Origin of the sequence: Paracoccus aurantiacus (genome assembly GCF_007993065.1) — a bacterium.
In the GTDB taxonomy this organism is placed as follows: Bacteria; Pseudomonadota; Alphaproteobacteria; order Rhodobacterales; family Rhodobacteraceae; genus Paracoccus; species Paracoccus aurantiacus.
The window spans coordinates 119,881-142,839 of the sequence record NZ_VOPL01000004.1; the positions used below are offsets into that span (position 1 = coordinate 119,881).

A 22,959-nucleotide genomic window follows, 5' to 3' on the forward strand; every position below is an offset into this window, starting at 1 on the left:
GCAATTGAACCGAAACGCGCGCCGGGCCATGATGGCCCGGCGTTCGCATATCCGGGGGTGGAATGTCCGAAATCGTCAATATCATCTGCATCAAGTGGGGCACCATGTATGGTGCGGATGACGTGAACCGGCTCTACGCCCAGGTGAAACGCAACCTCGCCCGACCGCATCGCTTCGTCTGCTTCACCGACGATTCGGAAGGCGTTGATCCGGGCGTCGATTGCCAGCCCCTGCCAGAACTGGGCCTGCCGGAAGGCCATGGCGATACCCGCTGGCGCAAGCTGGCACTGTTCCGGCGCGATCTGGGCGGCATGACCGGGCAGGTGGCGCTTTTTCTGGACCTTGATCTGGTTGTCGTCGATGACCTGTCGCCATTCTTCGATCTGCCGGGCGATTATTTCATTATCCGCGACGACGATCTTTTCCGCGCCAAGCCCCTGCGCAAGGTGAACCCGGAACGAGACCGGTTCCTGCATTCGGTCGGCAATTCCTCGGTCTTTCGCTATGTGGTGGGCGATCATACGTATATTCTTGACGCCTATCTGGCCGACCCCAAGGCTGCGACCTCGAATTTCGAGATCAGCCAGCAGTTCCAGTCCGCGCAACTGGCGAAGCATGGGCATCTGAACTATTGGCCGAAAGGCTGGGTCGTCAGCTTCAAGAATGATTGCGTCCCGCGCAATCTGCTCAGCTATTTCAGCGACCCGAAACTGCCAGAGGGCGCGAAGATCGTGGCGTTTGCCGGCAATCCGAAGATGGAGGATGTCTTCGCGGGCCGGGGCGGCAAATGGTATCGCCGCATCGGCAATATCGACTGGCTGCGCAAGGCATGGGCCGGATGATTGCCGACGCGTTCCGGCGCTGGAAACACGCCCGCCGCATCCGAGCGTTCGAGGCAGAGATTGCGGCGCGCAGCTTTAATCCGCGTCCCCACGGCCTGGATGCGCCCCTGATCGTCAGCCTGACCAGCTATGGCCCGCGGCTGCCCACGGTGAGCAAGGTCATTGCATCTTTGCTGCGCCAGACAGTCAGTGCAGACCGGGTGATCCTGTGGCTGGATAAGGCCGATCGCGACCGGTTGCCGCCAGAGGTGGCCGAGAGCGGGGCCGAGATCCGTGTCTGCCCCGACTGGAAGTCCTACAAGAAGCTGGTCCCGACCCTGCTGGAAGCGCCCGACGCCTATATCGTCACGGCAGACGACGATGTCTATTACGGGCCGAACTGGCTGGAAGGGCTGACGGCCAAGGCCGGTTCCGGGGCGGTCTGCCACCGCGCGCATGAGATCACGATGCAGGGCGGGTTGCCGCGCGTCTATGACGACTGGAACCGGAATATCACTGCGCCGGCTGCCGGTCCGCTGATCTTCCCGACCGGCGTTGGCGGGGTGCTTTATGCGCCGGGGGTGTTCCACCCTGACGTGACGGATGCGAATAAGTTCATGCGCCTTGCGCCCTCGGCGGATGATGTGTGGTTTTACTGGATGCACCGGATGAACGGTTCTGCCCCAGAAAAGATCGGCGGGCGATTTCGGGTGATCGAATGGCCGGGCAGTCAGGCGCAGAACCTGCGCGCGACCAATCTGGGCACCGGAGGCAATGATCGCGCCGTGGCCGCGATGATTGCGGAATATGGCTGGCCGGAAACCGGCTGAATTCTGGGAAAAGCCTAAGCGGGCGTGTTGGCGATACCTTACATGCCTACGCGGATGCGCGATCAGGTCGCAAAGCGCCGCCCGGCCAGTTTCGTGGTCCGGACGGCGCAATTCTGTTCAGTGAACGCTGACCGGGCTCAGGTCGTTCTGGCGGGCAAGGAAGAACGCCATCTGGCGGTCCTTTACCAGCGCCAGCCGCTCTCCGTCGATGCCGTGAACGGCATACAGGCTGTCAAGGCCGGGCGCCTGCTCGCGAACCTCGTCCGGCAGGCTGTCCATTGCGACGCGGCGAACGTAAACGATATTGCCCTCGGCTTCGGGCATATTTTCATATTTGGTATTCATGGCGATCCCCTTCATTTTCGGCTGATCGGTATTGTCTGTACAACGCTTTGCTGCGGCTTGCGGTTCAGTGAGATTGCAAGAAGGCCATGCTCCAGCTTCGCCCCCGCAACCTCGACGCCGTCGGCCAGCACAAAGCTTCGCTGGAACGCGCGCGAGGCAATGCCGCGATGCAGGAATACCCTGTCATCGGGGGCTTCAGGCTGCCGTCCGCTGATAGTCAACTGACGGTTTTCCAGCGACACGCTGAGATCCTCGTCGGTGAACCCAGCCACGGCCAGCGTGATGGTGAACCCATCGGGCGCGTGATGTTCGATGTTATAGGGCGGATTGCCCTCGGCACCCTTCGCCGCGCGCTCAGCCAGACGCTCGATCTGGTCGAATCCAAGCAGGTGGGGGTGTGAAGCCAGTGTAAGTTTCGTCATCTCTCTCAAGCCCTTGTGCAGCGACTCGTCGTTATGTGCAGGCCCCGATCGCGGCGACCTGTGGCATCAATATGTGGTCGCGCGGTCACGCGAACAAGATGCGAGGAATCAGTTAACTTTCGTCCGGCGCTGGATATAATCCTTCATCGCCAGTCATGCAGAGCCTTCAATGACCTTCCAGCCCGAGATGAGTCACGAGGAAATCGCCCGCGCCGAGCTTGCGGTGCTGCGCCGCGAACATCGCGAGCTTGACGACGAGATCACTGCGCTTGTTGCCCAGCCTGCTGTCTCGTCGCTTAGCCTGCAGCGCCTCAAACGTCAGAAGCTGGCGCTGAAGGACCGGATCACGCGGCTGGAGGATGAATTGACCCCGGACATCATCGCCTAGGCCTCGCTAAGAATTGCGTCCAGCGACGTTCTGAATATAGTGCGGGCTTTCTGCGATGGGGGCGATATGGATCTGAGCGATCAAGCGGGCGTGCCGGTTGGAATCATCATGGGCAGCCAGTCCGATTGGCCGACCATGCGAGAAGCCGCGGCGATTCTGGATGAACTGGGCGTCGCCTATGAGGCGAAGATCGTCAGTGCCCACCGCACCCCGGACCGCCTGTGGGATTATGGCAAGACCGCCGCAAAGCGCGGCCTGAAGGTGATTATTGCCGGTGCGGGTGGTGCGGCGCATCTGCCGGGAATGATGGCATCGAAGACGCGCCTGCCTGTGGTCGGTGTTCCGGTCCAGACAAGGGCGCTTTCCGGGGTCGATTCGCTTTATTCCATCGTTCAGATGCCGAAAGGATTTCCCGTCGCGACCATGGCGATCGGCGCGGCGGGCGCTGCCAATGCAGGCTTGATGGCGGCGGGCATACTGGCGCTTTCTGATCCCGAACTGGCCGCCCGGCTGGACGATTGGCGGGCGACACTGTCAGATTCCATCCCCGAGGAGCCGGCAGATGACTGAACCACTGCCGCCGGGCGCGGTCATCGGGATACTCGGCGGCGGTCAGTTGGGGCGCATGCTGTCGGTCGCCGCGTCGCGGCTTGGCTATCTGACCCATATCTATGAGCCGGGGGCCGCACCTGCATCCGACGTCGCGCATGCGGTGACCACGGCTGAATATGACGATGCCGACGCGTTGCGCGCATTCGCTGAAGCCGTCGACGTCATCACATATGAATTCGAGAATGTGCCGGCTAAATCTTTGGATTTGCTGGAATCGATCCGTCCCATTCGCCCCAGCCGCCGGGCGCTTGCGGTATCGCAGGATCGGCTGACCGAGAAAGAGTTCCTGTCTGGTTTGGGGCTGAAGACCGCGCCTTTCGCCAATGTCGAAACCGAGGCCGATCTGCCCTCGGCGCTTGAAAAGATCGGCGCGCCGTCGATCCTCAAGACCCGTCGCATGGGCTACGATGGCAAAGGGCAGATCCGGTTCGCCGATCCCGCGCAGCGCGACTGGACAGGCGCGCCGTCCGTGCTTGAAGGTTTTGTGGATTTTTCCGGTGAGATCAGCGTCATCGTGGCGCGCGGCCTTGATGGGGCGGTCGCGGCCTATGACCCGGGAATGAACCTGCATGAAGGGGGTATCCTGCGCACCACGACCGTGCCAAGCGGCCTTCCGAAGACGCTTGTTACCGACGCAATCTTTCTGGCCGCCAAGATCGTTGGCGCGCTTGATTATGTTGGGGTGATGGGGGTCGAACTGTTCGTGACGCAGGCTGGGCTGGTGGTCAACGAGATCGCGCCGCGCGTGCATAATTCGGGCCACTGGACGCAGGCCGGTTGTGCTGTCGATCAGTTCGAACAGCATATCCGCGCGATTGCCGGTCTGCCGCTTGGCGATGGGCAGCGTTATGCGGATGTGGTGATGGAAAACCTGATTGGCGACGACATGGACCGCCTTCCGCAATTGTTGAAAAGCGCGAATTGCCAGATTCACCTCTATGGGAAGGCCGAAACGCGCGCGGGCCGCAAGATGGGCCATGTAAACCGGATCACAGGATGAAAATGGCCCGGCCCAGGCTGGCGGTCCGCGCGGCGATCCTGCGCGACGACAGGCTGTTGATGGTCAATGCCTATCCGCCGGACTACGAGTCAGAGCTTTGGTGCCTTCCCGGCGGCGGGGCAGAGCCGGGCCAGTCGCTGCCCGAGAATCTGGAGCGCGAGGTATGGGAGGAAACCGGCCTGCGAATCCGCGTCGGCGCGATCATCCTCGTGAATGAGTTCCGCGATTCCGACAAGGGCTTTCACCAGGTCGATCTGATCCACCGGGCAACGCTGACAGATGGACACGAGATCGTGCTGGATGATCCCGAAGGTGTGGTGAATCGCGCGCGTTGGGTCACGAAGGCAGAACTGGCCAAGCTGCACCACCGTCCCCGCCTGCTGTCGCGCGCGGTATGGGGACAGCACGCCGCCTGGTATGACCCGATGGAAGAAATACTCTGGTAGCGGCTCTCAGCGCTCTGGCAGGGTTTCTGCCAGATAGCGCATCATGTTCGCGCCCATGACTTTCGCGACCTGATCGTCAGTCAGCCCCTGATCGAGAAGCGCCTGCGTCAGCGCTGCAAGGCCGGCCGTATCGAATGGCGCATCGACCGAACCGTCATAGTCCGACCCGAGCGAAACATGGTCCTCGCCCACAAGGTCAATCGCTGCGCTGATCGTGCGGGCAATGTCGCCGGGCGTGCTGCCGCAATTGACGTCCGACCAGTAGCCGATGCCGATAACGCCGCCTTTTGCAGCGATATCTTGCATCAGATCGTCGGGAATATTGCGCGGCGTGTCGCAATTGCCGCGCACGCCGGTATGACTGACGATCGGGCGCGTGCCCTCGATCGCCAGCACGTCGCGGGCAAGCTGCGGGCTGGCATGCGCAAGGTCGATGACCATACCGCGCGACATCAGCCCCTCGACGACCTGCCGCCCGAAATCCGTCAGCCCGGCGCCGCTTTCGCCATGCAGCGATCCGCCGAGTTCGTTGTCAAAGAAATGCGTCAGCCCCACAAGCCGGAACCCGGCATCATAGAGACGGTCGAGATTGGCAATATCGCCTTCCAGCGGGTGCCCGCCCTCGGTCCCGAGGATGGAACCTATTGTCCGCGCGCCGGTCTGGCGTTTGGCCAGCACCTCCTGCAGATCGTCGCGCGTCAGGATCAGACGAAGGTCTTCGGGGTCGCTCTCGGCCATGCGGCGCAGGCGGGCGGCCTGATCGAGCGCGCGTTCAAGCAGGCTGGACCAGGTGCGGATCGGGCGCAACTGGCCCATCACCAGCTTCGTGATCTGATCGGGCGCCTCGGCACTGTTCTGACCATAATTCAGGCCGGCGGGGCTTTTCGTCACAGTGGTAAAGGCCTGCACCGCGACGTTGCCTTCCTGCAGGCGGGGAATGTCGGTATGGCCGCGATCCACGCGCTTCAGCAGATTGCGATCCCACAAAAGCGCGTCGGAATGCCAGTCGCCGATGACCAGCCGGTCATGCAGGGCCTGCGCCTCGGCGCTGACGGGCCAGCCTTCGGCGGGCGTGGTCAAGGGGTTCAGGCCGCGCTCGACGTATGCCGGGGCGAAGGTGAAGAACAAGACTGCCGCGACAACGATCAGGCCGATCAGGACGTAGAGGATCTTGCGGAGCATGGGGCCGTCCCGGTCAATGGCAGGTCTGCCCAGAGGATATGCTGAGGTCCGCGCGATCCGCCAGCATAGATCCCGCCTTCGTCACGAAAACCTGCGCCGCGATAGGCGGCATATGCGGCCGGGTTCAGCAGGTTGACGGTCAGCACCAGCCGACCTTTGTCCGGGTATTGCCGCGCGGCATAGGCGGGAAGGGCCGCCATCGCGGCGGTCCCGAAGCCTTTGCCCTGATGAGCCATGTCGATCAGCACGCCTCGCATCCCGAGATCGGTTTCTTTTGCAAAATCATGCCGTTGCGCATAAAGCGGGTCCAGCTTGAACATGCCCACCAGCTCTCCGTCCGCGTGGATCGCGTGGAAGCTGAGATCGGGCGTGTCGTCAAGGATCATCTGCGCGCCGTTATTCGCGTATTGACCCGGATGCTGCTGCAAATGGGTCAGTTCGTGCAGTCGGTCAGCAGGGACATGCGACAGGGTTATCATTCGATCCCTTTCACGGGGCGCAGTCATATGGGCGCAGGGATGACCTGCGCCCGCTGTGGCTTCAGTCTTCCATCGCCTCAAGCTCGTCGATGAAACCTTCGATCATCGACAGGCCCTTGTCCCAGAAGGCGGGGTCGGACGCGTCAAGGCCGAAGGGGGCCAGCAATTCCTTGTGATGCTTGGACCCGCCGGCAGCCAGCATGTCGAAATATTTCTGCTGGAAACCCTCGGGCTGGGCCTCGTAGGCGGCATAAAGCGCATTCACCAATCCGTCGCCGAAAGCATAGGCATAGACGTAGAAGGGCGAATGCACGAAATGGGGCACATAGGACCAGAAGGTTTCATAGCCCGGCATGTATTCGAAGGCCGGGCCAAGGCTTTCGCGGGCCACGTCCATCCAGATCGCATTTATGTCGTCCGGCGTCAGTTCACCTTCGGCGCGGGCGGCGTGCAGACGCACCTCGAAATCATAGAAGCTGATCTGGCGGACGACGGTGTTGATCATATCCTCGACCTTGCCGGCCAGCAGCGCCTTTTTCTGCGCCGGATCAGTGGTTTCGGCCAGCAACTTGCGGAAGGTCAGCATTTCGCCGAATACGCTGGCCGTTTCCGCCAGCGTCAGCGGGGTCGAGGCCAACAGTTCGCCCTGCGCCGCCGCCAGTCGCTGGTGGACGCCGTGGCCCAGTTCATGCGCCAGCGTCATCACATCGCGCGGTTTGCCCAGATAGTTCAGCATCACATAGGGATGCACGGTGGTCACGGTCGGATGGGCAAAGGCACCGGGCGCCTTGCCGGGCTTCACCGCCGCGTCGATCCAGCCGAGGTTGAAAAACGGCTCTGCCAGTTCGGCGAGTTTGGGCGAAAAGCCGGCATAGGCGTCCAGCACGGTCGCCTTCGCCTCGTCCCAGCCCACGGTCTTCGGGGTTTCGGTGGGCAGCGGGGCGTTGCGGTCCCAGACCTGCAGCTTGTCCAGCCCCAGCCAGCGCGCTTTCAGCGCATAGTAGCGGTGCGAGATGCGCGGATAGGCGGCGGTCACGGCATTGCGCAGCGCCTCGACCACTTCGGGTTCGACATGGTTCGACAGATGGCGGCCATGCTGCGGCGAGGGCATCTTGCGCCACTTGTCCTCGACCGCCTTTTCCTTGGCGAGTGTGTTGTGAACACGCGCGAACAGCTTGACGTTCTTCTGGAAAACCTCAGCCAATGCGCGGGCGGCGGCCTCTCGCTTGGCGCGGTCGTGATCGGTCAGCAGGGTCAGCACGGCTTCCAGCTGCATCGTCTCGCCGTCGACATCGAATTCCAGACCGGCCATGGTTTCATCGAACAGACGGTTCCATGCGGCGGCACCGACAACCGAATTGTCGTGCAGGAATTTCTCCAGCTCGTCCGACAGCTGATAGGGACGCATCGCGCGCATACGGTCAAAAACGGGCCTATAGCGCGCGGGGCCGTCAGGCGCAGTGAATACTGCCTGATAGGTATCATCCGGGATGCGGTTGAATTCTAGGCTGAAGAAAACCAGCGGCGTGGTCATGTCGGTGATCTGCGCCTGCAGGTCCGACATCTGCTTGGCTCGGGCCGGGTCCATCGTGTTCTGGTAATAGCGCAGACCGGCATAGGACATGATGCGACCGGCAAGAGTGTCAATCGCCTCGTACCGGCGGATCGCTTCCAGCATGGCGGGGGCGTCCAGCGTCGCCAGCTTGCCCTCGTAATCGGCAGCGAAGCTTGCGGCCTTTTCTTCCAGTGCCTTCAGATCGGCCCGCAGTTCCGGCGCATCGGGGGCAGGGTAAAGGTCGGTCAGGTCCCAGTCGGGCAGGTCGCCGAAATCGGTCTTGGTGGCGGTCAGGGTGGTGTCGCGGGCAATCTCGCGGTCAAAGCGCATCGGGGCTTCCTTTCTGTTGCCCCTGATGTGCAGGCTGCGGCCCGCCGGTTCAAGCCCCGGAAGCGACGCCGTGCCGATGGTCCTGTCCGTGACGGACATGCGACAGGAACGCCTCGTAGAAGCGGGCCTGCAAATCCGGGATCTCGAACATGACCTCGTGATGGCCGCCTTCAAGCTCCAGCAGATCGCAGCCGGGCCATTCAGCCGCGCGCGCCCGGATCGCAGAGGCAGACACGATAAGCTCTCGTGACCCGAGCGTGACAAGCATCGGAATATCCGGCGACGGCTCTGCCGCAAGGCGCTGACTTTCGGCAAGGGCCTGATTGACCCAGCGGTAGCTTGCCCCGCCAAGGGTCAGTTCGGGCCAGGCGTCCGCCTCGTGGATCATGCGTCCCCAGGCCTCTGCATTGCCGGTCAGCATATTGTTGCGGAACGGCTCATCCAGCACGTAGGTGCCGTCGCCGCCGGTTCCGAAGGCCGCGCGACCGCCGCGGCCAAGGCGTGCCGCCAAGCGCGAAATACCGATCGCGACCCCGCGTGGCATCGGTGCGTGGTTGATGCCCCACATCGGTGCCGAAAACGTCGCCGTTTCGACCGGCATCCCGTTCAGCAGCGCCGCCAACCCGATAGAGCCGCCCATCGAATGCGCAAGAAGATGCCACGGTTCGGGCAACTCCAGCGCTGCCGCCGCCTCGATCATCGCAACAACGTCAAGCTGATATTGCACGAATTCGTCGATATGGCCGGGCCGCGGATCGTCCTGCAATCGGTCGGCCATGCCCTGACCGCGCCAGTCGATGGCCATCACTGCCAGCCCGTTCTGAACCAGAACCTCGGCGACGGGGGCATATTTCTCGACATATTCGGTGCGGCCGGGAAACAGCAGCACGGTCGCATCGGCATCTTTCGCCCGCCACATCGCGACGCGAAGGCGAACGTCATCGTCGCTTCGCAGCCAATAGGCCTCTGCCGGATGTTCACGGCCATCGGCGAATTGGTGAAAGGGGGCGGGCGAAAGGTTCATTGCGTGAACTCGTAAACAGAAAACAGGATCTTTGAAAGCGCTGATCCGACAGTGACTTACGAAAGTGCCGAGCCGAGCTTCATTGCCAGCGCAATATTCCCGTCGATTGCCAGCTTGCCGCTCATATAGGCCATGGTCGGGTTGACCGATCCGTCGAGCAGCCCTTCGAAGGTTTCGCGATTGGCGGTCAGGGTCACGTCGGCCTCATCGTCGCCGGCCCGCGCGCCATCGGCGTCAACCATGATCGCGCCTTCGTCCTCGATGACGAATTTGGCGGTGCCGTCGGCGAAGCCACCCATCTTTTCGTTCAATGCGGCGACGGCCGATTCGATTACGTTGCTCATGAATATCTCCTCACTGTTGGCTGGTATGCCGCCAGCCAGTCGGGTTAGAAGGCATATATGGTCCGGCCTTCGTTTTTTTTCCATCATGCCGTCACGGCACTTGCGCTGTCTCTTCTGGCGGTTCCTGCGCTTGCGGGCAAGGCCGATCCTTTGCTTTTCGACCGGTTGGCGCAGATGCAGGGCGACGCGTGGATGGAGGCAGAGACCCAGATCCTGTCGGCGTGGGAAGATACCGGCTCTCAGGCGCTGAACATGATCCAGCTTCGCGGGGAAACCGCGCTGGATGAAGGAAACTTTTCCGCCGCGATAGGGCATCTGACAGCGCTTACGGACCACGCCCCGGATCACGCGATGGGGTTTCAACTTCGCGGCATGGCCTATTGGCTGAACGGCGATTACGGACCGGCAGCAGCCGATCTTGCCCGCGCGCTGGAACTGGAGCCGAAGCAGTATCTGGCCCTGACTCAGCTCGGCTCCATGCTGGAAGAGCTTGGCGATCACGAGCGCGCGGCCGAAGCCATTCGCCGCAGCCTGGAGATCAATCCGCACCAGCAGGACGCAATCGACGCAGCCATACGTCTTGAAGCCGAGGACAATGGCACCAACATCTGACGGCGTGTAAGTGAAGGGGCAGGCATGTCACGTATCACGGCCGTGCTGGGCCCGACCAATACCGGCAAGACCCATTACGCCATCGAACGCATGCTCGCCCATCGCACCGGCGTCATCGGACTGCCGCTGCGCCTGCTCGCGCGTGAGGTCTATGACCGGATCGTCAAGGCGCGCGGCCCTTCGGTCGTGGCGCTTGTCACCGGCGAAGAACGCATCGTGCCGCCACGGGCACAATATTGGGTCGCCACGACCGAGGCGATGCCCGAAGTCGCCGCCGATTTCGTCGCCGTCGATGAGATTCAGCTGGCCGCAGATCCCCAGCGTGGCCATGTCTTTACCGAACGTCTGCTGCGTGCGCGCGGGCTGCACGAGACGCTGCTGCTGGGATCGGACACCATGCGGCCTGCCATCAATGCGCTTCTCGACAAGGTGCAGTTCATGCGGCGGGAACGCTTCTCGACGCTGAGCTGGGCGGGATCAAAGAAGATAAGCCGGATGCCGTCGCGTTCGGCGATTGTCGGTTTTTCGGTCGATGACGTCTATGCGATTGCCGAACTGCTGCGTCGCCAGAAGGGGGGTGCCGCGGTTGTCATGGGGGCATTGTCGCCCCGCACGCGCAATGCGCAGGTCGAGATGTATCAGTCGGGCGAGGTCGACCATCTGGTCGCGACCGATGCGATCGGCATGGGGCTGAATCTGGATATACGGCATGTGGCGTTCTCCTCGACCGTCAAATTCGACGGCCGTCGGATGCGGCAGCTTTTCCCGCATGAAATGGGCCAGATCGCCGGACGTGCCGGGCGGCACACGGAACCCGGCACATTCGGCGTCACGGGTGAGGCCAGCCCGCTGGATGAGGGGCTGATCGACGCGATTGAAAACCATCGCTTCGCGCCGATCAGCCGTCTGATCTGGCGCAATCCGCGGCTGGAATTCGGCACGATGGACCGTCTGGTGCAAAGCCTTGAGGCCGCGCCCGACAACGAATGGCTGGGCCGGGGGCGAGAGGCGGACGACCTTGCGGCACTGAAAACCCTGCGCGAGATGCCCGAAATCCGCGACCGCGTCACCACTGCGCCCGATGTCCGCCTGCTGTGGGATGTCTGCCGGATTCCCGATTTCCGCAGCATTTCGCCTGCCGAACATACCAGCCTGCTGTTGCGCATCTTCACCTTTCTTCAGGAAGGCGCGATCCCGAATGAGTGGCTGGCGCGTGCGATCGAACGGATTGACCGGACCCAGGGCGACATTGATGCGTTGTCCAAGCGGCTGGCCTTTATCCGGACCTGGACCTATGTCGCGCAACGCTCTGGCTGGGTTCAGGACGAATCGTATTGGCGCGAGGCGACGCGCACGGTAGAAGACCGCCTGTCAGATGCGCTGCACGCGGCGCTTACGCAACGATTTGTGGACCGGCGCACCTCTGTGCTGATGCGCCGGCTCAAGCAGAAGGAGACCCTCGTGGCCGAGGTGAATGACAAGGGTGAAGTCAGCGTCGAAGGCGAATTCGCCGGGCGACTGGAAGGGTTCCGCTTCCGGGCTGACCGGACGCAAAACCCGGACGAGGCGCGGATGCTGAACCGCGCATCCTACGAGGCGCTGCGGCCCGAATTCCATCTGCGCGCGGATCGTTTCTATAACGCGCCCGATACCGAACTGGATTTCACCGAGCAGGGCGGGCTGATGTGGGGCAATGCCGCCGTCGGCAAGCTGGTCAAGGGCGGCGATCCGCTTAAGCCCGGTGTGCAGGCTTTCGTCGATGAAGAGGCCGGCCCGGAGATCGCCGAAAAGGTAACCCGCCGTCTGCAGCATTTCATCGACCGCAAGGTGGCGACGCTGTTCGAACCCCTGCTGGCGATGCAGAAGGACGAGACGCTGAGTGGTCTGGCCCGTGGCTTTGCATTCCGACTGATCGAGGCGCTTGGCATCATCCGCCGTGAAGAGGTTGCGGCCGAGGTCAAGGATCTGGATCAGGACGCGCGCGGCCTGCTGCGCAAGCATGGCGTTCGCTTTGGCCAGTTCACGATTTTCATGCCGGCGCTGCTGAAGCCCGCGCCGACGCGGCTGCGTCTGGTGCTGTCGGGCCTGTGGCAGGGTCTGGACGAATTCCCCGAAAGCCCGCCGCCCGGTCTGGTCACGATCCCGAACCTGCCGGACCTGCCGGCGCAGGTCTATACGCTGTCGGGCTATCGTCCCGCCGGTGATCGTGCCATTCGCATCGACATGCTGGAGCGTCTTGCCGACATGCTGCGTGCGCAGGACACCCGCGCGGGGTTCGAGGCGAATGCGGACATGCTGTCCATTACCGGCATGACGCTGGAGCAGTTTGCGAATCTGATGGAAGGTCTGGGATATGCCGCCGAAAAGGGCGAGCGACCCAAGACCAAGGCGGAGGCTGCGCCTGCACCAGAAACCCCGGCAGAGGTCGATCACGAGCACCCGCTGACCGAGGAAGAATCGGTGCTGGCCGCTGAAACCCGCGCCAAATGGGAAGCCGAACAGGCCGAGAAGAAAAAGGCCGAATCCGAGGCCGCCGCTGCCGCTGGCGAGGCGCAGACCGAAGGCGAGACCGCTGATGCGACCGAGGATGCCGCGCCAGAGGTCGAAACCTTCTACACCTTCCGTTGGGCGCCGAAGCCGCGCGGGCAGCGTCCGCAGGGAAATCGCCGTCAGGGTGGTCCGCGTGCCGAGGGTGCAGACGGGCGGCAAGGCAAGAAGCCGCAGGGCGATTTCAGGGGTGGCAAGCAAGGCAAGGGCGGCAAGCCGCGCGGGAAAGGCGACCGCAATGATCGCGGCGGTGACAAGCCGAAGAACTTTACCTCTCGCCCGCCGCGTGCCGAAAAGAAGATCGACCCGGACAACCCGTTTGCAGCGGCGCTTGCCGGTCTGGTGAAGAAGGACTGAGCGAATGCGTTGGCTGACCCCCGAAGATCTTGAACAGATTTACGGGGAGCCTTCGCTTGCTGCGACGCGCAAGGTCGCGGATCGGATCACCGAACCCTACCGCGCCTTTATTGAAAAGGCGCGGTTTTGCGTTCTTACAACTGTCGGCCCAGAGGGCACGGATGGTAGCCCGCGTGGGGATGACGGGCCGGTTCTGCGCGAAATCGATCCAAAAACACTCGCCATGCCTGATTGGCGCGGCAATGACCGGGTGGACAGCCTGAACAACATAGCCCGTGACGACCGCGTGAGCCTGATGCTCATGGTCCGCGGCTCGATCACGGTGATCCGCATCAATGGTCGCGCCCGGATCACCGACGACCCCGAACTGTGTGGAAGCTTTCAACGCGACGGTAAAAAGCCGCGAACCGTGGTCGTGGTTCGCATTGAAGAAGTGTATTTCCAATGCGCCCGAGCAGTAATCCGCGCCGGGCTCTGGACGGGTGAAGATGACAGCACCGGCCTGCCAAGTCCCGGAAAGATCCTTTCGGGGATGACCGATGGCGAAGTCGGCGGGGATGCTTATGACCGCGAATGGCCCGTGCGTGCCGCAGAAACCATGTGGTAACGATGCGCTATCACAGCGGTCACGACATTCGCATGGGCGACCGCGTATCAATGTCGGGACGTCCGGGCGTGGTCGTGTTTTCGATTGATCACGACGAGTTTTCGCCGGGCTACAGCCGAGAGGATTGGGCCAGTCTCGCCTCGGGTGTGATGCTTGATGTCGCGGGCTGGGGGTTGGTCCATATGCACGGCCCGCCTGATCTCGATCTGGAGCTCATCTCTCGCGCCAAATGAAAAGGCCGCCCCGAAGGACGGCCTTTTGAAATCCTGACGCGGAGAAGATCAGTTCTTCGCGTAATATTCGACGACCAGGTTCGGTTCCATCTGCACGGCATAGGGCACGTCGCCAAGGGCCGGGGTGCGAACGAAGCTCGCGGTCATCTTGTTGTGGTCGACTTCCAGATAATCCGGCACATCACGCTCGGTCAGCTGGACGGCTTCCAGAACGATGGCCAGTTGGCGCGAACGCTCGCGGATGGACACGACGTCGCCTTCTTTCACGCGGTAGGACGCGATGTTCACCTTCTTGCCGTTTACCTCGACATGGCCGTGGTTCACGAACTGACGCGCGGCGAAGATCGTCGGCACGAATTTCGCGCGGTAAACGACGGCGTCCAGACGACGCTCCAGCAGGCCGATCAGGTTTTCGCCGGTGTCGCCCTTGACGCGCTCGGCTTCCGAGTAGATCCGGCGGAACTGCTTTTCGGTCAGATCGCCGTAATAGCCCTTCAGCTTCTGCTTGGCGCGCAGCTGGGTACCGAAGTCCGACAGCTTGTTCTTGCGGCGCTGACCGTGCTGGCCCGGGCCATATTCGCGACGGTTGACCGGCGATTTCGCGCGGCCCCAGATGTTTTCGCCCATGCGGCGATCAATTTTGTACTTGGCAGTCGTGCGTTTGGTCACGGCTGATCTCCTTTTGTGTGTTTCAAAAGGGCGTTGTCCTTTGGGTTTCCCCCGACAGGCTTCCCCTTGCGGGGTCCACCAACACCAATGAAGCGGCGCTTATAGCCGGGACAGCGGCAGAGTCAACAGCCCTTGCCGCGTTGCAGAAGACACGGCAGAAAGGCAGGCATGAAACAGATCATCTGCATCAAATGGGGCACGAAATATGGCCCCGAATATGTGAACCGCTTCTATAACATGGTGGCGCGGAACATCACGCCGCCTTTCCGGGTGATCTGCTTTACCGATGACGGGACGGGCTTTCATCCCGATATCGTCGTGCGTCCCCTGCCTGAACCCGATTTCGTGATGCCCAAGAATACGCCTGGAAAATGGCCCAAGTCGCAGCTTTGGGGCGATCTGGGCGATATCACCGGCACGGTGCTGTTCATGGATCTGGACATCATCATCACGGGGAACATCGATGGGTTTTTCGAATATGGCGATCCCGAGGACACGATCACCGCGAAGAACCCGAACACGCCGCTTGAACGCATGGCCCAGACCTCGATCTATCGGATGCAGGTCGGCAAGCTGAAGCCGATGCAGGATGTCTTTCGCGCCGATCCGCAGGCGGCGGCGGACAAGTATCGCTATGAACAGCGCTTCGTGACGCATAACGCGCCGGGCGGGGTGAAATTCTGGCCGCGCGGATGGGTCAGTCATTTCCGGCTGCATTGCATCCCGCCTTTCCCGATGAACTACATGATCCCGCCGCGCATTCCCAAGGGCACGAAGGTGGTCATTTTCGCAGGTCACCTGAACCCTGACGATGCCGTGCTGGGGCAATGGTCGAAGCATGACCCGGTGCGTTCGCCCGGCGATCATCTGAAGGCGACCTTCGACGGCCGCCGCCGTGAGAGCCTGTCAAAGCACCTGCGGCATTTCTATTTGCCAGCGACGTGGATCGCTGACAAATGGCGCTGAATCAGGGCTCTAGCAACGTATATTCATCTGGGAACCGGTTCAGATAGTCCAGCATCGGACCGACCGCGCGCCATTGCTTGAACATCGACTTGCCCAGATCGCGCCTGTCCGGCAAGTTCCGCAGGCCCAACCTCGCGCCGCGCGGCGCATCGGGGAAATGCGCGGGCAGGATGCGCGCATAGTCCTGACGCAGCCGTAACGGCACGATCCCGTCGGCGCTGTCCAGCCACGGTTTATGCGGGCCGATGAAATGCACGATGCAGGGATCGGCCACCGCCATCAACTGGGCCGAGGACCACGTGAACTGCCAGTTCCAAAGCGGGCTGATCTCTGCCCAGTCGCCATACAGCATCCCGTTCATCAGCGCCTGATCGCGCCCCAGCCCCGCAAGGTGGTTCCGCGCGAAATCGGCGGCCTTCGCGGTCAGCCCAGCCTGCGCCCATGCATCGGTATCAATCATCACTACGCCGGCATTGAAATAGGGCGCGGCGGGGCGGCCAAGCTGCCGGAACTCTCGCACCCGACGCTTTGGCGTCCGCCACTGGCGATTGTCGCGCACGGCTGCCACCGCATGACCCAGCATATCGGCGCGCAGCAGCCGCCCCGGATCGCCGCGTTCGAATATCACATCGCTGTCCAGCACCAGAATGCGGCGATAGATGCCGTGAAGCGCACGGGCGAAGAACAGCTCCATATAGGTGGCGATGGACCGGCGCGCATCCGTCGGCAGCGCGTCGAGGATTTCACGATCTACCGCAGCAACATGCCCGATCTCAGCATTCTGCAGGAAAGCGGGCAGGGACAGCGGCTCTGGCCCGCCGATCAGCACGTCATATTCACCGCGCCCGGCAAGTTGCAGCGCCGCGACCGCAGCATAGGGCAGGTAATTCGCATCGCATGCCACCACGACCGCCACATCATGCTGCGGCGTAAAGCCGTCCGAGAATTGCGCTTTGTCGCTCATCTGCCCCCTGGTCAGCGCGAATTGTGCCGCGCTGCCCGCGACAGTAGAACGGGCGGCAGGGATTGATAAGGGGCGTGCCATGAAATCCGAAATCATCTGGCAGCGGGTCGAGGGCGCGCTAATCTTTCTGACCGGCATCTGGGTCTATAACGCCCTTGGCGGGCATATGCCGTGGTGGGTGCTGGTGCTGGTTTTCTTCGCCCCGGACCTGTCTTTCGCGGCTTACGCGGCAGGCCCGCGCTTCGGGGCCTTCTGCTACAACTTCGTGCATCAATACGGGTTCGGGCTGGTGCTGCTGATGCTGGGAAGCGTCAGCGGAAGCTCGACCCTGCTGGAGCTGGGCGGGCTATGGTTCGCGCATTCGGGTTTCGACCGGATGCTGAGCTATGGGCTGAAAACGGCGGACGGATTCCGCTTCACCCATCTGGGCCGGATCGGGCGCGACAGCTAAGGCGCATTCTTGCCCCGCGCGGGGGTTTGGGATAACCCGTGCCAAACCCTGCTGATAAAGGCCTTGCCATGCGTCTGTCGCGCTATTTCCTGCCCGTCCTGAAGGAAACTCCGTCCGAGGCCCAGATCGCCAGCCACCGGCTGATGCTGCGCGCCGGCATGGTCAAGCAGCAGGCGGCGGGCATCTATTCCTGGCTGCCGCTTGGCCAGAAGGTTCTGCGCCGGATCGAGCAGATCGTGCATGAAGAACAGCAGCGCGCCGGTCACATCCCGGTCCTGATGCCGACCCTGCAATCAGCCGATCTGTGGCGCGAAAGCGGGCGCTATGACGCTTACGGCGACGAATTGCTGCGCATCACCGACCGCCACAAGCGCGACATGCTGTATGGGCCCACGAATGAGGAGATGATTACCGACATCTTCCGTTCCAACGTGAACAGCTACAAGGACCTGCCGCTGACGCTGTATCACATCCAGTGGAAGTTCCGGGACGAGATGCGCCCGCGTTTCGGCGTCATGCGCGGCCGCGAATTCCTGATGAAGGACGGCTATAACTTCGATCTGACCAAGGAAGATGCGCTGCATGCCTATAACCGGCATCTGGTCAGCTATCTGCGCACCTATGAACGCATGGGCCTGCAAGCGATCCCGATGCGCGCCGACAGCGGTCCGATCGGCGGCGACGACACGCATGAGTTTCTGGTGCTGGCCGATACCGGCGAATCCGAAGTGTTTTATGACAGCGAAATCACCGATCTGCGCTTTGGTGACCGCGAGATCGACTATGACAGCGTGGAACAGTGCCAGGCCGTGCTGGAGGAATTCACCAGCCGTTACGCGCGCACCGATGAAACCCATGACGAAGCCGTCTTCGCCAAGGTTCCCGAAGAACGTCGCCGCACCGCGCGCGGGATCGAAGTTGGTCAGATCTTCTATTTCGGCACCAAATATTCCGAACCGATGGGCGCCACAGTCGTGGGCCCCGACGGGCAGCGCACACCGGTCCATATGGGTAGCCACGGCATCGGCGTTTCTCGCCTTGTCGGCGCCATTATCGAGGCCAACCACGACGACAAGGGCATCATCTGGCCCGAAGGCGTGACCCCGTTCCATGTCGGCATCGTCAATCTGAAACAGGGCGACGCGTCTGTCGATTCGGCTTGCGAGGCGCTGTATCGCGAACTGACCGCCAAGGGCTTCGAGGTGCTTTACGACGACCGCGACGAACGCGCGGGCGCAAAATTCGCGACCATGGACCTGATCGGCCTGCCGTGGCGGATCACGGTGGGGCCGCGCGGCTTGCAGAACAACAAGGTCGAACTGACCTCGCGCCGTTCGGGAGAGTCCGAGGAGATCTCGCCCGCAGATGCGATGGCGCGGCTGGAAAAGATCTATCAACCGGTGTTCGACGCCGCGAAGTGACCCGGTATGGATGCTGATGTTTGAACGACACCGCGCGATACCAATCGCGCGGCGTTTCTTTCTGTTACGACGACGAGATTCAGGCGTCGATCCCGCCCAGGTAACGGCGGGCGAAGCGGTCCACCTCGGCCTGATCCGCCTTCTGCGAGGCGAACAGCGTCGCCTGACTCGCATGGATCAGCGCATCGGGCAGGATCTTCAGGTGATTGGCGCGGAGCGTCTCGCCGCTGCTGGTGATGTCGGCAATCGCCTCGGCCGTCAGATTTGCGACGGTGCCTTCGGTCGCACCCTGACTGTCGACCAGCTGGTAATCCGCGACTTCGTGTTCGGACAGGAAGGCCCTGACAAGGCGGTGATATTTCGTGGCGATGCGCAGCCGGAAACCGTGATCGCCCCGGAACTGGCGGGTAATCGCGGCGAAATCGTCAAGGTTTTCGCAGTCACGCCAGCAGGCAGGCACGGCCAGCACCAGATCGGCATGGCCAAAGCCCATCTGCACGACCTCGCGCACGTCGGACCGCCAGCCGGCCAGCTTTTCGCGGACCAGATCGGACCCGGTCACACCAAGGTCGATCCGGCCAGAGGCCAGTTCGCGCGGTATCTCGCTGGCCGACAGCAGCACCAGCGTCAGATCCGCGCCTTCGACCCGGCCGGCATATTCGCGGTCCGATCCGGTGCGGGACAGGGCAATGCCGCGGGCCCCAAACCAGCCGAACGTATCCTGCATCAAGCGCCCCTTGGACGGCACACCCAGCTTCAGCATGCTGCCTCCAATTCCGCCAGCAGTCCGGGGCGGATGATGCCGCCGACGGCGGGGATGGCGCGGCCCGCGCCAAGTTGTGCCGTCAGCGCGTCATAGCGCCCACCCGACGCGACGGGCGGCCAGCCCGCCTGATCGGCGGTGAAGGTGAAGGTCATGCCGTCGTAATATTCCATCGTCTCGCGCCCGTGACTGGCGGCAAAGCGGACCTGCGCCGGATCGACGCCAAGCGCTGCCAGTTGGTCGATGCGCAGGGCCAGCCGGTCCACGGCCTCGACAATTGCGGGGATTTCGCGTGCAAGTTCGCGAAGCTGCGCCAGCGCTTGCGGAGCAGGGGCGTCCACGGCGAAAAGCCGGGTCAGCCTGTCCGTCCATTCGGCTGGCAATGGGGGCTCATCCGGCTCGGCGTTCAGCGTCGCGATCCGCGATTCCATTTCGGATCCCGTGCGCAGGCCGGTCCATGGCGCTGTGCTTTCGGACAGCGGGCGCAAAGTGGCGGGGGCAGAAAAGCGCGCCAGCAGACGCGAGAAGCGGATCGGCCGCCAGATGTGATGCAGCAGGGCCGCGCGACGGGCGTCGCTGACGGGCAGGGCCGCGACAGCATCCAGAAGGATGTCCATATCGCCCATCATTGCGGTCAGGCCGTACGGCGTCAGCAGGCGGTGAAACAGCGCGAACACCTCGGCGTCGGCGGCGGGGTCGCGGGCGAAAACCTCGAAACCCGCTTGCAGATATTCGTTGTCGCGCGGCTGTTCGGGGCGGGTGTCGCCGTGGTCCTGCTTGCGGAAGACCTCGCCCAGATAGCAGTAGCGGGCCGGCTCGGCCCCGTTTTCCATGTGGGCGCGCACGACCGGGACCGTGAAGTCGGGGCGCAGCACGACCTCGCCCCGGACCGGATCGGTGGTGACATAGGCGCGGGCGCGGATGTCTTCGCCGTAAAGATCCAGCAGGGTGGCGGCGTCCAGCAGGATGTCGGGCGCGACCTCGACCGCGCCTGCATCGCGAAATGCCGACAGCAGCCGCTGGCCGATCACCTGCTTGGCGGATTTGCTTACCATCTGGCCAGCATTTCGCGCACGGCGTTTACCAGACCCTCGCGCGCGACCTCGGTCTGGGCTGGCTGGGATTTCCATTCCTCGTGGCTGACCTCGGATGCCAGCTTTGCGCCAAGGATCAGATCCTTGATCTGCACCACACCGCGTTCCGCCTCGTCCCCGCCTTGAATGATGGCGATGGGCGCCGCGCGCTTATCAGCATATTTCAACTGGTTGCCGAAGTTCTTGGGGTTCCCGAGATAGACCTCGGCCCGGATACCGGCGGCGCGCAGCTCCGCCGCCATCGCCTGATAGTCGCCCATGCGGTCGCGGTCCATGACGGTGACGACCACCGGTCCGGCAGCGTCGCCCCCGGTCAGCCCCTTGGCGCGCAAAGCCGCAAGCAGGCGGTCAACGCCGATGGAAAGCCCGGTCGCGGGGACTTTCTGGCCGGTGAAACGTTCGACCAGACCGTCATAGCGTCCGCCGCCCGCGACCGATCCGAACTGCCGCTTGCGCCCCTTTTCATCTAGGATTTCAAAGGTCAGTTCGGCCTCGAATACGGGGCCGGTGTAATAGCCAAGGCCGCGCACGATGGACGGATCAATTACAGCGCGATCCTCGCCCACGCCAAGGCTGGCCAGCAGGTCGGCGATCTGGGCAAGCTCGTCGACGCCTTCGCCGCCGATGACCGAACCGCCAACCGCAGCGCGAAGATTGGCCAGCGTCGCAGCATTGTCCGCACCTTTCGAGGTCAGGAAGGCCAGCACCGGCTGCGCCTGCTGATCGCTCAGCCCCACACCTTCGATTTCTGCGCCGCTGTCGTCCGTGCGGCCCGTGGTCAGCAGTTGGCGCACGCCGTCTTCGCCCACCTTGTCGAACTTGTCGATCTGGCGCAGCACGTCATCGGCCTGATCGGCGCGCACCTCTGCGGCCTCAAGTACACCGTTCAGCACCTTGCGGTTGTTGATGCGCACCAGATAATCGCCGCGCTCGATCCCCGCCGCTTCCAGCGCATTTGCCAGCATTGCGCAGATTTCAGCATCCGCAGCGACGGATGCGCTGCCCACCGTGTCCGCATCGCATTGATAAAACTGCCGGAACCGTCCTGGCCCCGGCTTTTCGTTGCGCCAGACCGGCCCCATCGCATAGCGCCGATAGGGCGAGGGCAGGTCGTTGCGATATTGCGCCGCCACGCGCGCCAAGGGTGCTGTCAGGTCATAGCGCAGCGCCATCCAGTCGCCGCGACCGCCGCCGGGCACGTCTTCTTCCTGCCACGCAAACACGCCGGCATTGGGACGGTCCACGTCAGGCAGGAATTTCCCCAATGCCTCGACCGTTTCCACAGCCGAAGTTTCCAGCGGCTCGAACCCGTGCAGATGATAGACTTCGGCGATCCGATCCAGCATCTGCTTGCGTTCGGTCACTTCCGCGCCGAAATAGTCGCGGAAACCCTTTGGCGTCTCGGCCTTCGGGCGGGGATTTTTCTTCTTGTCCTGCGGCATGGAACCTGTCTCCAGTCTCGGGGTCGGACTTAGCGGAGATGGACGGAATGGACAAGTTGCAGCGTCTGGAAGAGGGCATCGCCCATCTGACCCGCACGGTTGAGGAATTGTCGGACGTGGTGGCCCGTCAGGAACGCGAAATCGTGCGGCTTAAATCGCGCGTCGGCATGTTGCTGGAACGGGAAGCCGACCGAGAGGTTGCGGACAGCAGTTCAATCCCGCTGGCCGATCAGAAGCCGCCGCATTGGTAGGGGCGGGCAGGTCAGATAAAGCCCAACTCCAGCCGAGCTTCTTCGGACATCATGTCCATGCCCCATTGCGGCTGGAAGGTCATTTCAACATCGACCTCGCGCACGCCGGGAACGGATTCGACGGCATCGGCAACCCAGCCCGGCATCTCGCCCGCAACGGGGCAGCCGGGGGCGGTCAGCGTCATGATGACTTTCACCAAGGCTTCATTGTCGATATCGATCGTGTAGACCAGCCCGAGATCATAGATGTTAACCGGAATCTCGGGGTCATAGACGGTCCGGCACGCTTCGACCACCTGGTCGTAGAGCGGGTGCTCGACGGTCGAGGGCCGGATCAGCGGCTCGCCTTCCTGCAGATTGTCGTCCATGCGCGTATTCCCGTAATGTTGGTGAATTATATAGGGCAGAAGCCGTGCCGCTTCCAGCCCGCAGCGCGACGCAGGAAGGAAAGTCATGACCGTTACACTATATCACAATCCGCGCTGTTCGACCGCGCGCAATGTGCTGGCGGAAATTCGGGCGCGCGGGATCGAGCCAGAGGTGGTCGATTATCAGAAAACCCCATTGTCGCGCGACATGCTGCGCACGCTTGCGAAGGATAGCGGGTTGGGGGTGCGCGGCCTGCTGCGGCAAAAGGAAACGCCTTATGACGAACTGGGCCTTCACGATCCCGCGCTGAGCGACGATCAGCTGCTGGACGCGATCGAGGCGCATCCGATTCTGCTGAACCGTCCCATCGTTGCGGGGCCGAAGGGCACGCGGCTGGTCAGGCCGATGGCGGTGCTGGACGAGGTGCTTTGATCG

The 22,959-nt window shown here is 62.6% G+C and carries 28 protein-coding genes; 15 read left to right on the top strand and 13 right to left on the bottom strand.

What is annotated here, in order from left to right; all coding sequences use genetic code 11:
• Window positions 1–62: 62 nt before the first annotated feature.
• The gene (locus FQV27_RS11100) at window positions 63–842 is read left to right on the top strand and encodes a hypothetical protein (protein WP_147098408.1); all 780 of its coding nucleotides are present in this window, start codon (window positions 63–65) and stop codon (window positions 840–842) included.
• Entirely contained in the window at window positions 788–1,651 is an 864-nt protein-coding gene (locus FQV27_RS11105) for a glycosyltransferase (protein ID WP_246133078.1), read from the top strand. Before FQV27_RS11100 ends, FQV27_RS11105 begins: the two co-directional genes overlap by 55 nt.
• Window positions 1,652–1,768: 117 nt before the next feature.
• On the opposite strand, the gene FQV27_RS11110 is transcribed toward FQV27_RS11105, so the two are convergent.
• Both FQV27_RS11110 and FQV27_RS11115 read right to left on the bottom strand, forming a co-directional pair.
• Window positions 1,769–1,996, bottom strand: a complete 228-nt coding sequence (locus FQV27_RS11110; protein ID WP_147098410.1) for a DUF1150 family protein — start codon at window positions 1,994–1,996, stop codon at window positions 1,769–1,771.
• 11 nt (window positions 1,997–2,007) lie between these two features.
• Window positions 2,008–2,418 (bottom strand): Hsp20 family protein, encoded by a 411-nt coding sequence (locus FQV27_RS11115; protein WP_147098411.1) that lies wholly within the window; start codon window positions 2,416–2,418, stop codon window positions 2,008–2,010.
• A 169-nt stretch (window positions 2,419–2,587) separates the two neighbouring features.
• Here FQV27_RS11115 and FQV27_RS11120 point away from each other — a divergent pair, with 169 nt between their 5' ends.
• The 4 genes from FQV27_RS11120 to FQV27_RS11135 all read left to right on the top strand — a co-directional run bounded on the left by FQV27_RS11120 (window position 2,588) and on the right by FQV27_RS11135 (window position 4,864).
• Window positions 2,588–2,806 (top strand): YdcH family protein, encoded by a 219-nt coding sequence (locus FQV27_RS11120; RefSeq protein ID WP_147098414.1) that lies wholly within the window; start codon window positions 2,588–2,590, stop codon window positions 2,804–2,806.
• A gap of 66 nt (window positions 2,807–2,872) precedes the next feature.
• Entirely contained in the window at window positions 2,873–3,376 is a 504-nt protein-coding gene (gene purE / locus FQV27_RS11125) for a 5-(carboxyamino)imidazole ribonucleotide mutase (RefSeq protein ID WP_147098415.1), read from the top strand.
• Entirely contained in the window at window positions 3,369–4,418 is a 1,050-nt protein-coding gene (locus tag FQV27_RS11130; RefSeq protein ID WP_147098417.1) for a 5-(carboxyamino)imidazole ribonucleotide synthase, read from the top strand. The genes purE and FQV27_RS11130 overlap by 8 nt, the downstream gene beginning before the upstream one ends.
• A gap of 2 nt (window positions 4,419–4,420) precedes the next feature.
• Window positions 4,421–4,864, top strand: a complete 444-nt coding sequence (locus FQV27_RS11135; RefSeq protein WP_147098419.1) for an NUDIX domain-containing protein — start codon at window positions 4,421–4,423, stop codon at window positions 4,862–4,864.
• A gap of 6 nt (window positions 4,865–4,870) precedes the next feature.
• On the opposite strand, the gene FQV27_RS11140 is transcribed toward FQV27_RS11135, so the two are convergent.
• From FQV27_RS11140 to FQV27_RS11160, 5 genes are all read right to left on the bottom strand, one after another.
• A complete protein-coding gene (locus FQV27_RS11140; protein WP_147098421.1) occupies window positions 4,871–6,046 on the bottom strand; it encodes a dipeptidase in 1,176 nt (391 codons plus the stop codon).
• On the bottom strand, window positions 6,019–6,525 hold the full coding sequence (locus FQV27_RS11145) for a GNAT family N-acetyltransferase (RefSeq protein ID WP_186827284.1): 507 nt from the start codon (window positions 6,523–6,525) through the stop codon (window positions 6,019–6,021). Before FQV27_RS11145 ends, FQV27_RS11140 begins: the two co-directional genes overlap by 28 nt.
• Window positions 6,526–6,586: 61 nt before the next feature.
• Complete coding sequence (locus tag FQV27_RS11150; RefSeq protein ID WP_147098425.1) at window positions 6,587–8,410, bottom strand: M3 family oligoendopeptidase; 1,824 nt, start codon at window positions 8,408–8,410, stop codon at window positions 6,587–6,589.
• A gap of 49 nt (window positions 8,411–8,459) precedes the next feature.
• Entirely contained in the window at window positions 8,460–9,434 is a 975-nt protein-coding gene (locus FQV27_RS11155; protein ID WP_147098427.1) for an alpha/beta fold hydrolase, read from the bottom strand.
• A gap of 56 nt (window positions 9,435–9,490) precedes the next feature.
• The gene (locus tag FQV27_RS11160) at window positions 9,491–9,778 is read right to left on the bottom strand and encodes an SCP2 sterol-binding domain-containing protein (protein ID WP_147098429.1); all 288 of its coding nucleotides are present in this window, start codon (window positions 9,776–9,778) and stop codon (window positions 9,491–9,493) included.
• Between the two features lie 57 nt (window positions 9,779–9,835).
• Here FQV27_RS11160 and FQV27_RS11165 point away from each other — a divergent pair, with 57 nt between their 5' ends.
• From FQV27_RS11165 to FQV27_RS11180, 4 genes are read left to right on the top strand one after another with little or no spacing between them, the layout of a single operon-like run.
• The gene (locus FQV27_RS11165; protein ID WP_147098432.1) at window positions 9,836–10,390 is read left to right on the top strand and encodes a tetratricopeptide repeat protein; all 555 of its coding nucleotides are present in this window, start codon (window positions 9,836–9,838) and stop codon (window positions 10,388–10,390) included.
• A 24-nt stretch (window positions 10,391–10,414) separates the two neighbouring features.
• A complete protein-coding gene (locus tag FQV27_RS11170; RefSeq protein ID WP_147098434.1) occupies window positions 10,415–13,294 on the top strand; it encodes a helicase-related protein in 2,880 nt (959 codons plus the stop codon).
• A gap of 4 nt (window positions 13,295–13,298) precedes the next feature.
• Window positions 13,299–13,901 carry a pyridoxamine 5'-phosphate oxidase family protein gene (locus tag FQV27_RS11175; RefSeq protein WP_147098436.1) on the top strand — a complete coding sequence of 201 codons (603 nt, stop codon included), beginning with the start codon at window positions 13,299–13,301 and terminating at the stop codon, window positions 13,899–13,901.
• A 2-nt stretch (window positions 13,902–13,903) separates the two neighbouring features.
• The gene (locus FQV27_RS11180) at window positions 13,904–14,134 is read left to right on the top strand and encodes a hypothetical protein (protein ID WP_147098438.1); all 231 of its coding nucleotides are present in this window, start codon (window positions 13,904–13,906) and stop codon (window positions 14,132–14,134) included.
• Window positions 14,135–14,182: 48 nt separating this feature from the next.
• On the opposite strand, the gene rpsD is transcribed toward FQV27_RS11180, so the two are convergent.
• Window positions 14,183–14,803 (bottom strand): 30S ribosomal protein S4, encoded by a 621-nt coding sequence (gene rpsD / locus FQV27_RS11185; RefSeq protein ID WP_147098441.1) that lies wholly within the window; start codon window positions 14,801–14,803, stop codon window positions 14,183–14,185.
• Window positions 14,804–14,971: 168 nt separating this feature from the next.
• On the opposite strand from rpsD, the gene FQV27_RS11190 reads away from it, so the two are divergent.
• Window positions 14,972–15,769, top strand: coding sequence for a glycosyl transferase (locus FQV27_RS11190; RefSeq protein WP_147098442.1), 798 nt, complete (start codon window positions 14,972–14,974; stop codon window positions 15,767–15,769).
• 1 nt (window position 15,770) lies between these two features.
• Here FQV27_RS11190 and FQV27_RS11195 read toward each other — a convergent pair whose 3' ends face one another.
• Window positions 15,771–16,733, bottom strand: a complete 963-nt coding sequence (locus tag FQV27_RS11195; protein WP_186827285.1) for a glycosyltransferase family 8 protein — start codon at window positions 16,731–16,733, stop codon at window positions 15,771–15,773.
• A 79-nt stretch (window positions 16,734–16,812) separates the two neighbouring features.
• On the opposite strand from FQV27_RS11195, the gene FQV27_RS11200 reads away from it, so the two are divergent.
• Both FQV27_RS11200 and proS read left to right on the top strand, forming a co-directional pair.
• A complete protein-coding gene (locus tag FQV27_RS11200) occupies window positions 16,813–17,184 on the top strand; it encodes a DUF4260 domain-containing protein (RefSeq protein ID WP_147098446.1) in 372 nt (123 codons plus the stop codon).
• 68 nt (window positions 17,185–17,252) lie between these two features.
• Window positions 17,253–18,605 (top strand): proline--tRNA ligase, encoded by a 1,353-nt coding sequence (proS, locus tag FQV27_RS11205; protein WP_147098449.1) that lies wholly within the window; start codon window positions 17,253–17,255, stop codon window positions 18,603–18,605.
• Between the two features lie 79 nt (window positions 18,606–18,684).
• Here proS and hisG read toward each other — a convergent pair whose 3' ends face one another.
• Genes hisG through hisS form a run of 3 tightly spaced genes read right to left on the bottom strand, consistent with a single transcriptional unit; the run spans window position 18,685 to window position 21,904 of the window.
• Window positions 18,685–19,368 (bottom strand): ATP phosphoribosyltransferase, encoded by a 684-nt coding sequence (gene hisG / locus FQV27_RS11210; RefSeq protein WP_147098451.1) that lies wholly within the window; start codon window positions 19,366–19,368, stop codon window positions 18,685–18,687.
• Complete coding sequence (locus tag FQV27_RS11215; protein WP_147098453.1) at window positions 19,362–20,423, bottom strand: ATP phosphoribosyltransferase regulatory subunit; 1,062 nt, start codon at window positions 20,421–20,423, stop codon at window positions 19,362–19,364. The genes hisG and FQV27_RS11215 overlap by 7 nt, the downstream gene beginning before the upstream one ends.
• Window positions 20,417–21,904 (bottom strand): histidine--tRNA ligase, encoded by a 1,488-nt coding sequence (hisS, locus tag FQV27_RS11220; protein ID WP_147098455.1) that lies wholly within the window; start codon window positions 21,902–21,904, stop codon window positions 20,417–20,419. The genes FQV27_RS11215 and hisS overlap by 7 nt, the downstream gene beginning before the upstream one ends.
• A 47-nt stretch (window positions 21,905–21,951) precedes the next feature.
• Here hisS and FQV27_RS11225 point away from each other — a divergent pair, with 47 nt between their 5' ends.
• Entirely contained in the window at window positions 21,952–22,155 is a 204-nt protein-coding gene (locus tag FQV27_RS11225) for a SlyX family protein (protein WP_377768792.1), read from the top strand.
• An 11-nt stretch (window positions 22,156–22,166) separates the two neighbouring features.
• On the opposite strand, the gene FQV27_RS11230 is transcribed toward FQV27_RS11225, so the two are convergent.
• A complete protein-coding gene (locus FQV27_RS11230; RefSeq protein ID WP_147098985.1) occupies window positions 22,167–22,523 on the bottom strand; it encodes an SUF system Fe-S cluster assembly protein in 357 nt (118 codons plus the stop codon).
• Window positions 22,524–22,608: 85 nt separating this feature from the next.
• Between FQV27_RS11230 and arsC the strand changes: the two genes are divergently transcribed.
• The gene (arsC, locus tag FQV27_RS11235; RefSeq protein ID WP_147098459.1) at window positions 22,609–22,956 is read left to right on the top strand and encodes an arsenate reductase (glutaredoxin); all 348 of its coding nucleotides are present in this window, start codon (window positions 22,609–22,611) and stop codon (window positions 22,954–22,956) included.
• Window positions 22,957–22,959 lie beyond the last annotated feature (3 nt).